This window comes from Streptomyces sp. ISL-98, assembly GCF_018614055.1.
In the GTDB taxonomy this organism is placed as follows: domain Bacteria; phylum Actinomycetota; class Actinomycetes; order Streptomycetales; family Streptomycetaceae; genus Streptomyces; species Streptomyces spiramyceticus.
In genome coordinates this window covers 20,918-29,823 of record NZ_JAGGPB010000079.1, presented here as the reverse complement: position 1 = coordinate 29,823, position 8,906 = coordinate 20,918, and the positions used below count along the sequence as shown (strand labels likewise).

Annotated in this window: 9 protein-coding genes and 1 pseudogene; 9 read left to right on the top strand and 1 reads right to left on the bottom strand. The window is 66.0% G+C overall.

Features of this window, described 5'->3' with window-relative positions:
• The 4 genes from J7I98_RS36910 to J7I98_RS36895 all read left to right on the top strand — a co-directional run.
• A partial coding sequence (locus J7I98_RS36910; RefSeq protein ID WP_214929443.1) for a helix-turn-helix transcriptional regulator occupies positions 1 to 191 on the top strand: 191 nt, incomplete at its 5' end.
• Positions 188 to 1,291, top strand: a complete 1,104-nt coding sequence (arsB, locus tag J7I98_RS36905) for an ACR3 family arsenite efflux transporter (protein ID WP_374225212.1) — start codon at positions 188 to 190, stop codon at positions 1,289 to 1,291. The genes J7I98_RS36910 and arsB, both read left to right, overlap by 4 nt.
• A complete protein-coding gene (locus J7I98_RS36900; protein ID WP_214929442.1) occupies positions 1,288 to 2,367 on the top strand; it encodes an ArsO family NAD(P)H-dependent flavin-containing monooxygenase in 1,080 nt (359 codons plus the stop codon). Before arsB ends, J7I98_RS36900 begins: the two co-directional genes overlap by 4 nt.
• A 100-nt stretch (positions 2,368 to 2,467) precedes the next feature.
• Positions 2,468 to 3,064: a Type-2Aa cytolytic delta-endotoxin gene (locus tag J7I98_RS36895; protein ID WP_214929441.1), complete on the top strand. Its 597-nt coding sequence runs from the start codon at positions 2,468 to 2,470 to the stop codon at positions 3,062 to 3,064.
• Between the two features lie 72 nt (positions 3,065 to 3,136).
• On the opposite strand, the gene J7I98_RS36890 is transcribed toward J7I98_RS36895, so the two are convergent.
• On the bottom strand, positions 3,137 to 3,355 hold the full coding sequence (locus tag J7I98_RS36890) for a hypothetical protein (protein WP_214929440.1): 219 nt from the start codon (positions 3,353 to 3,355) through the stop codon (positions 3,137 to 3,139).
• A gap of 154 nt (positions 3,356 to 3,509) precedes the next feature.
• Here J7I98_RS36890 and J7I98_RS36885 point away from each other — a divergent pair, with 154 nt between their 5' ends.
• From J7I98_RS36885 to J7I98_RS36870, 5 genes and pseudogenes are all read left to right on the top strand, one after another.
• The gene (locus tag J7I98_RS36885) at positions 3,510 to 4,409 is read left to right on the top strand and encodes a hypothetical protein (RefSeq protein ID WP_214929439.1); all 900 of its coding nucleotides are present in this window, start codon (positions 3,510 to 3,512) and stop codon (positions 4,407 to 4,409) included.
• Between the two features lie 579 nt (positions 4,410 to 4,988).
• On the top strand, positions 4,989 to 5,888 hold the full coding sequence (locus J7I98_RS36880) for a hypothetical protein (RefSeq protein ID WP_214929438.1): 900 nt from the start codon (positions 4,989 to 4,991) through the stop codon (positions 5,886 to 5,888).
• A 47-nt stretch (positions 5,889 to 5,935) separates the two neighbouring features.
• Positions 5,936 to 6,031, top strand: a pseudogene (locus tag J7I98_RS43160) (FAD-dependent monooxygenase); the annotation flags it as partial.
• A 537-nt stretch (positions 6,032 to 6,568) separates the two neighbouring features.
• The gene (locus J7I98_RS41785; RefSeq protein ID WP_251021725.1) at positions 6,569 to 7,411 is read left to right on the top strand and encodes a hypothetical protein; all 843 of its coding nucleotides are present in this window, start codon (positions 6,569 to 6,571) and stop codon (positions 7,409 to 7,411) included.
• 28 nt (positions 7,412 to 7,439) lie between these two features.
• Positions 7,440 to 8,900: an SIR2 family protein gene (locus J7I98_RS36870; RefSeq protein WP_214929436.1), complete on the top strand. Its 1,461-nt coding sequence runs from the start codon at positions 7,440 to 7,442 to the stop codon at positions 8,898 to 8,900.
• Positions 8,901 to 8,906 lie beyond the last annotated feature (6 nt).

Sequence of the window (8,906 nt, the reverse complement as noted above, 5' to 3'; positions counted from 1 at the left end):
AGCAGACGAACCTCTCCAACCATCTGAGAGTCCTGCGCGAGGCGGGGGTGGTGGAGACCGAGCCGTGCGGCCGCTTCACGTACTACAAGCTCCGGCCGGACGTCATCGAGGCCGTGGCGGGCTCCTTCAGCAGCCTCGCCGCCGCCGCCCGCGCCACCCAAGCCGCCGACACGAAGAGGGCCTGTCCGTGACCAGCACCGAACCGACCACCACCTCACGCGCAGAGCCCGGCGCAGACTCGGTCGTCGCGAAACTCTCCACACTGGACCGCTTCCTGGCCGTGTGGATTCTTCTTGCCATGGCGCTGGGACTGGGCTTCGGCCGTCTGATCCCCGGCCTGAACGACGCCCTCGCGAAGGTCGAGATCGGCGGCATTTCGCTGCCCATCGCCGTCGGCCTGCTGATCATGATGTACCCGGTGCTGGCCAAGGTCCGCTACGACAAGCTCGACGCGGTGACCGGCGACAAGAAGCTCATGATCTCGTCGCTGGTCATCAACTGGATCGCAGGCCCGGCCGTCATGTTCGCGCTGGCCTGGATCTTCCTTCCCGATCTGCCCGAGTACCGCACTGGCCTGATCATCGTCGGCCTCGCCCGCTGCATCGCGATGGTGATCATCTGGAACGACCTGGCCTGCGGCGACCGTGAGGCCGCTGCCGTCCTCGTCGCCCTGAACTCGGTCTTCCAGGTCATCGCCTTCGGCCTGCTCGGCTGGCTCTACCTTGATCTGCTGCCCGGCTGGCTCGGCCTCGGCGACGGCGAGCAGCTCGACATCTCCATGTGGAAGATCGCGCTGAACGTCGTCATCTTCCTCGGCGTCCCGCTGCTCGCAGGCTTCCTCACCCGCCACTTCGGCGAGAGGAAGCTGGGCCGGGAGAAGTACGAGAACAATTTCCTGCCCACGATCGGCCCGTGGGCGCTCTACGGCCTGCTGTTCACGATCGTCATCCTCTTCGCCCTCCAGGGGAAGACGATCACCTCGCAGCCGCTGGACGTGGCCAGGATCGCGCTGCCGCTCCTCGTGTACTTCGCCCTGATGTGGTTCGGCACGTTCCTTCTCGGCAAGGTCATCGGTCTGAACTACGAGCGCACCGCGACCCTCGCCTTCACCGCGGCCGGCAACAACTTCGAACTCGCCATCGCCGTCGCCATCGCCACCTTCGGCGTCACCTCCGGCCAGGCACTGTCGGGCGTCGTCGGCCCGCTGATCGAGGTCCCGGTCCTGGTCGCGCTCGTGTACGTATCCCTGGCGTGGCGCAAGAAGTTCACGGCCCTTCAGCCGGGTTCATGACCCGACGCACACAGGTGGTGGTGATCGGCGGCGGCCAGGCCGGTCTTGCCGCCGGTTACCACCTTCGCCGCCTCGGCCTGGACTTCGTCATCCTCGACGCCCAGGCCGGGGCGGGCGGCGCGTGGCAGCACGCCTGGGACTCGCTGCACCTGTTCTCCCCGGCTGCGTACTCCTCACTGCCCGGCCGCCCCATGCCCATACAGGCCGGCAAGGTCTACCCCAACGCCGCTCACGTCGTCGACTACCTCACCGCCTACGAGCAGCGTTACGAGCTGCCGGTCCACCGGCCCGTACGCGTCGACGGCGTCCACCGCGACGGTCAACTCCTGCGCGTCGAGAGCGACTCCGGCACCTGGCGAGCGCGCGCGGTGATCAGCGCCACCGGCACCTGGTGGCGGCCTTTCCTGCCCGCCGTACCCGGGCGCGATGTCTTCCGCGGCCGAAAGCTGCACACCGTCGAATACCGCACCCCGGCCGATTTCACCGGACAGCACGTCGTCGTGGTCGGCGGCGGCAACTCCGGCGCCCAGATTGCCGCCGACCTCGCATACGACACCGAACTCACCTGGGTCACCCAGCGCCCCGCCCGCTTCCTCGCCGACGACATCGACGGCCGCGCGCTGTTCGACGCGGCCACCGCGCGCCGCCGGGCGCTCGACGCAGGTACGGCAGACACCGGGGGCGTCGCGTCGCTGGGTGACATCGTCGCCGTACCGCCCGTACGAGAAGCACGCGACACAGGCCTCTTGAAGGCCTCGCCGATGTTCACCCGCCTCACCGCGGACGGCGTGGAGTGGGCCGACGGCACGGTCGCCGAGGCCGACGCGATCATCTGGTGCACCGGCTTCCGCCCCGCTCTCTCCCACCTCGCACCGCTCGGGCTGCGGGGACCGCGCGGCCACATACCCACGACCGGCACACAGGCAGTGGGCGAACCCCGCCTGCACCTGCTCGGCTACGGCGACTGGACCGGCCCGGCCTCTGCCACCCTCATCGGCGTCGGCCGCCCCGCCCGGGACGCGGCGCATGAGATCGCGGCGCTGTTGAACGGGACTCGGTCGGCACCCCGGAACTGACACTGACCCACTGCTCACTGTCCCCGCCCCAGGGTGCGGTTCGGGCGAACGGCATACTGACCGACCGGGCGCGATCACTTCCGACACGCTAGGAGCAGCCATGGTTGATCAGATCGCCACCGAGAAGACGACGTTCAGAACGGTCTTCGAGGTGGGGTCGTCCTTCATGGGCCAGGCGCAAACCATCGAGGCCGGGTTTCAGCACGCGATCGCACCCGCGACCGTGGACTTCGACTTCGGTGAGATCAGCAGGGCGGCGAGCCGCATTCCCGACGCCTCGACCGTGAAGATCGTCCGCGGCTGGGGACTTCAGGAGACCGCTCCTGTCAGCGTCATGGTTCTCTCCCTCAAGGAGGCCGTGCGCCAGGCGCTCCCGCGCCCGTTCGCCAACGAGCTCTTCTGGGACAAGGCCGAACAAGCCCTCACCGACGCCTTCGTGAACCTGGACAAGCAGGAAGGCACCCACCTGTCCTTCTATCGGGAGGACACGGACAGTACGAGCTACTACTACAACCTGCTGTTCGCCCTCCAGGACGAAGAGACCGACGGACTCCTCTACGCCGTCGCCTTCTGCGTCAACGTGACAGTCGCGCTGGGAGCGGAGCAGGTGCGGTCCATGACCGTCGAGGACACCGCGCGGTACACGATCCGCCTCAACGCGATCACCGTGCAGCAGGAGCTGCCGTCCGCAGGCTGATTGCCGGCCGCCGCGCCTCACCCCTCGTCAGTTGCTCATCAGGGGTGAGGCCGTCACCGGACCCTGCGGCACTCAACGCCCGGGCGATTTCAGCCCGTTGAGAAGGGCGCGCAACACTGCGAGGCGGTGGGCGCGAAGGCTGTCGGCGGACTCCGAGCCCGTCGATGGCCCGAGGGCCTTGCGGGCCGCATAGGCGGCGAGCACTCCGAGGATCAGCCGGACCACAGCGCCGCTGACGGCGACGGAGGCCAGCAGCCACGCGGCAGCGCCCATGGTGATGGTGAGCATCATTGGTCACGCACCTTCGAAAGTAGGGGAGACCCCGGTGTAGCGCGGCCGCTCGACGCTCCGCAGCCACGCAGGCGCGCGGTACCGGCCGCCCGGCGCCACCTCCACGCAGCTGCGCCCCTGTCGGCCGGGCGGGGTCCGGGGAAGTATGCGGGGCATGGCAAACGTGAATGAGCCGCGAGATCCCAGAGGCAAGTCCTGGAAACGGGAGCTGCCTTTCCCCTACGACCAGGACCTGTCCGGAGTACTGCGCCATCTCAACCGCCGCACGCGCATGTTCCGTGCCCGGCTTTCGAACGACCCGGTCACGGCTTCGTATCTGGCCGCCGGCATGCGGCTGCTCGGACGGCACCTCGGCCCCGGAACTGAGGAGCGCGCCCACGGTGAGCGTCCGTTCCTCAGTTTCCTGTCGCAGCGCGCCATCGCCGCAGAGGTCGCCGCCAACCCCCGCCCCTTCACCCGGCACGGCAGCGTGGCGTCGTTACGGGACCGATGGAGCGCGCAGTCGGACTTCGTCGCCGACCTGATCCACTTCGCCGTATGGCGGGACAACTACCGGCCGGGATACCAGGAGCAGCGCGCCGCCAACACCAAAAAGCTCGTGAGCGGACCGGACTTCGTGCGCGCCGTGCACGAGACCGCCTTCCAGCACACCAGCGAGGGTGTTTCCATGCCCTCCGTCCGGCTCGGCCTCGCCCTCATGACGGCGGCCGAGGGAGACGAGGAGGTGATGCAGGCCATTTCCGCCATGTACGCGGACTACCTCGGCTCATGGAAGGAGCTGTACGCCGCCGTCATACGGGAGCGCGGCCTGCGCCTGCGCCCCGGCCTCACCCTCGACGACCTGGCGAACGCGCTGTCGGCAGCGACCGACGGGATGATTCTGCGGGCCATCGGGGACCCCGGCGCCGGGGTCATCGACCACGACAACCGCCGCTCCCTCATGGGCACGGTAGCGCTTGCCGTGATCCACGCGTTCCTCGAACCGGACGAGGACGCGAGCGGCCTCACGCTGGAACAGGCGGTCGCGGCGAGATTTGACGGACGATCGTTTTGAACCCGCCGGACACGGCAATACAGCGACGAAGACGATCAGTTTGATCACTATTCGTTTCCCGAACAATTGGGTCCATGAAGCCCGGCCAGGAGTACCATTCTTCCAATGCGGGGCGGGGCAATGGGGCAGGAGGGGCGCATGGGGCGCAATTTCACGACCAGGCGCGCCGAGCAAATGCGTAGACATGTACGGGCTCACGCCCTCCGCGCGCTTCTGAGTGCCGTGAGTTCAGTCGCCGTCGTGGCAGGCTTCCTTTCGGCGGCGGGAACTGTGTGGCCACTGTGGTCCTACCTGATCATGTGCGCCGCGGGATCACTCGCATTCCTGGCTGCTTTCGGCCTGAATGGGGCACGGGTGCGCTACGCCTTGCTGGCCGCGAGTCACGGACCTTCCGGAGTAATTCCGCAGGCTTCCTCGTTACGGTCGACGGCGCCCCGGGCTCCCATACGACGTGTTGCGTCCGCTGCGGTTGACGACCCCGTCTATCTGGGCGGTCTGCGGGCCCTGTTGCCGTCCGCCGCTCCGGTCATCGTCGTCCCGAGTGCCCCCAGAGACGTACCCGCGCCCCACGATCTGTCCGTGCCGATCCGTGCGAACCGCAAGAGCTACTCGCATGTGAGGATGGATTACCCGGCGCTGGGCCTGCCGCTGGCACCGACCTCTCTGACCCGCGAAGTGCCCGCAGGGGCTTCGGACGGCGATCACTCGTTCGCCGTCCGGGATCTGGTCTTCACCGCGCAATTGGCAGCTGCGTTGGCCGAGCCCTCGGCACCACTCCCCCTGCTTCTGCCGGAACACTGCGCGGATGTCCGGCAACTCGCAGAGCACGATCTCGTCGTCATTGGGGGCCCGGATGTCAATTTCTGGCACGCGGTGCTGTACGAGGCCGTGCTGGCACGTTTCACGAAGCCGGTCAGCAGCATTCCGCTCGCCCTGAGTATGCGGAGCGACCAGAAAGGCACGCCCAATTACGGCTCCACTCTGATACACAGTCTCTTCACGGAAATCAAGCGGGTGTTCCCGCTCGCCGAAGACGATGCGTACGACATAGACGACCGTCTGTATCCGGCTCACGGAATGATTCTTGCCTGCCGCAACCCCTTCGCAGCCGCACTCGGCAAGTCTCATTGGTGCGTGTTCGTCGCCGGGCTCACGGCGGTGGCCACGTCGGGAAGCGTCCGGGTGCTGGCGGAGATGCTCAATCTGATGCGCAGTGACCCCGAGGTCAACTTCTTCAGCCCGGTACCGACGTCCAGTGCCGATGTGCACGCTGACGTCTCCGCTCTGCTGTGCCGGGTTGTGGAAGTGGAGTACCCCGTGATGTACCGGGAGGGCCAATTGGTGCCGCGACAGCGACATGCCGTGCCGGACGAGGGCCGGGATCCGCATCACAGCAGCTCTGGGCTGCCCACGCGAGTTCAGTATCTCGGCTTCAACGACGGCGAGCCGGTCTGGCGAGATGTGACGCCGCAGCTGTGACTTGACCGGTCGCAGCGTCTCGGGCACCAGTGGGGGGAGATAGGGCCATGAGTCTCTTACCTGACGACTGTCGGGTTGCCATTGTCGGAGCCGGTCTTGCGGGGTTGACCTTGGCGCGAGAGCTGGCACTCGCCGGCGTACGACCGACCGTGGTCCTGGAGGCAGGGCCAGGGAAGGATCTGCGCCACAAGAATGCTCTGCCGGAAGGCGCGAGCATGCGCTTATGGCATGCGGCTGCCTCCGATCCGTACTTCGTGCGGGAATGGACGAGCAGTCGTCCACCGCACTACGACCGCGGCTCCGGCTACCGGCAGCGTGTCGGCGGGCGGTCTTTGTACTGGCACGGTGTCTGCTTACCCCTCGAAGACGACGTGCTGCACGACAAAGTCTGGCCCCGTTCCGTGGTCAGCGCCCTGGGAGTGGACCCCGGGAAAGGTCTGTACGCCGAAGTGCAACTGCGGCTGGAGGACTGGCTGGGGGAGCCGCTCGACTCCTGCCGGGGGTCTGTGGAGGAGGCTCTCCTGAACACGCTGTACGCGCACGGGTACGAGAGTGTCCGTCCGGTACCCCAGGCCGCCCGCGCCCATCCCCAGACCGGCTCCTGGATTCCCTACTCCCCCGTAGAACACTGGATGGAACCCAGAGGATCGTTGCTGCCTGTCGTATATCCGAACTGCCGAGTGCTGGAAGTGGGCGAGACCCGCTCCGGCCGGGCGTGGCTGAAGATCAGCGATGGAGGCCAGGACCGGGTTCTGAAGGCTGATCGTGTATTCCTCGCGGCAGGGACTTTGCCGACGAGCAGGCTGGCCGGGCAAGCGGTGATGCGGCAGACGGGGAGCGACACCTGCGAACTTGTCGGCCTCAACGACCACATCGTCCAGGGCTTCATGGCTGTCGTGCCACGGCAGGTGCTGAAGCTGCCACGGAAATCCGGTCGTGCGCTGTGCTTCATGCCGAAGACCGGATATGCGACGTCGAATCTGTTCCTGGACGTGGCCGACAGCGCGGACCCCGACCGGGTGCTGCTCACAGCGTGGACGATGGGCGAACAGCTGAATTCGAAGACGGCAGTGCGACTGAGGCGAGAGCCCGGGGCCGTTCCCGAGATCGATGTGCAATTCAGTGAGCACGACTGCATGGTGGTCCGGATCCAGACACAGCAACTCGGCGAACTCGCGGTCCGGTTGTTCGATGCCGAGCTGTGTGACGCCGATTTCGTCATGGCCGACAGCGACTTCACTTCCGGCACACCCGCGTACTATCCGGCCCGTCTGCGGGCCGGGGCCCATCGGAGCTCCGACATTCGGTTCTTTCCCTATGTCTACCCGCTCGGAAGCGTCGATCACGAGGCGGGCACCCTGGGGCTGGGGGCCCTCACGGACGAGAGCGGGGCCATGCGCTGCCTGCCGTCCGTTCACGGTGCCGGTCCCGCGCTCTTTCCGCGCTCCGGGGCGGCCAACCCGTCGCTCACCACCATGGCGCTGGCTACTTGGCAGGCCAGGGAGACCGCCCGGGCCCTGTGACCCGACTGCCCATCACACGTTCATGCAGATGGAGGCCACCGTGCACCTTCCCCCCGACCTCGTCTCCGCGTTCCGGAACAGCCGTGGTGCCGTCTTCCTGGGCGCAGGTGCTTCAGTCGACGCAGGACTCCCCACGTGGCAGCAGTTCGTGGGCCATCTGGCGGAGCAGCTCCAGCTTGCCCCGGGCACCGCAGGCTTTCCTTCAGCGGATCTGAACAAGATTCCGCAGTATTACGAGAACAGGTTCAACCGGCGTCAGCTTCTGTCGGAGGTCCGTGACCTTCTCGACGGCAGCCGGGCTGCGATTTCCCAGGTGCACTGCCTCCTCGCCCGGCTTCCGTGCACAACCTTCTACACCACGAACTACGACGAATTGCTGGAGGATGCCCTCCGGAACCAGGGGCGGAAGTTCAGTGTCGTCGCCAGCGAAGAGGCCGCCCGGGCTTCCTCGGACGTCCACGGTCACGTCATCCGCAAGATCCATGGAACGCTGTCCCAGCCGCAGACCCTGATCATCACCCGAGACGACTACGCGCGCTTCGTGAACGCCGACAGCGTGACCATCAATACGCTGCAGAGCGACCTCATTCGTCACATGTTCCTGTTCGTCGGATACAGCTTGAGCGATCCCGACTTCAGCAATGTCTACGACCATGTGCTCTACAACATGGGAAACATGGCGCAGACGCACTACTTGTGCGTTCCCCACGCGTCGACGTTGGAGATCGACGACCTGTCCCGCCGCGGCATCAAGACAATCGATCTCTCCAACTGGCCCGGCGCGACCACTACCGATCAGCTGAAGGCTTTTCTGGGGGCACTCACCAACGCAACCAGCGATCTGGCGCACATCGAACGGTTCTTCACCGGGCTGCGGAGTGGTGAAGAGGTCCCACTGATCATCAGTTCGACACTGAATGTGGGAGAGCAGTTCGTCTTCTACCCCGACTGCGACATCCGCGTTGCTCAGCAAGTCGAACGCGCGCTGGACCGCATGGGGGTTTCCACCCGCTGGGTGGCGGACCGCGTGGCTCTCGAGGAGTTCGACGAGTATCTGAGTCAGAACATCATCCTGGTGTGCTCGCCCTTCGGCAACAAATTCACCAATCGGGTCTTCGAGGAACTCGGCCCGGGCAACATCTGCATCCGCTTCTGCCATTCCGATGGGAAGCGTTTCATCCAGGACCTCAAGACGGCGAGCGTGTTCGTCGCCGACGATCCGGCCACGGCGTCCGAGCGTTCGGAATCACACGACTACTGCGTCGTCGCCAGGTATCGGAATCCCTGGAATCCGGGCAAGTACATCTTCTTGTTCGCCGGCGTGTACGCCATAGGGACCCATGCCATATCGCAGTACCTGTCGGACCTGATGAACTACCGTGAGCTGCCGGACGGTTCTGATGACTCAGTACTGCTGCTCCAGGTTTCGTTCAGCAGCCATGACCCGTACAACTACGAGTATCAGGTGGTGGCCGACACCATTCTGTGAGTCAGA

Bases quoted from the DNA above. Each gene is read 5' to 3' on its own strand.
- J7I98_RS36900 (WP_214929442.1), top strand. From the start codon at position 1,288: ATGACCCGACGCACACAGGTGGTGGTGATCGGCGGCGGCCAGGCCGGT.
- J7I98_RS36895 (WP_214929441.1), top strand. From the start codon at position 2,468: ATGGTTGATCAGATCGCCACCGAGAAGACGACGTTCAGAACGGTCTTC.
- J7I98_RS36870 (WP_214929436.1), top strand. From the start codon at position 7,440: ATGGAGGCCACCGTGCACCTTCCCCCCGACCTCGTCTCCGCGTTCCGG.
- J7I98_RS36885 (WP_214929439.1), top strand. From the start codon at position 3,510: ATGGCAAACGTGAATGAGCCGCGAGATCCCAGAGGCAAGTCCTGGAAA.
- J7I98_RS36890 (WP_214929440.1), bottom strand. From the start codon at position 3,355: ATGATGCTCACCATCACCATGGGCGCTGCCGCGTGGCTGCTGGCCTCC.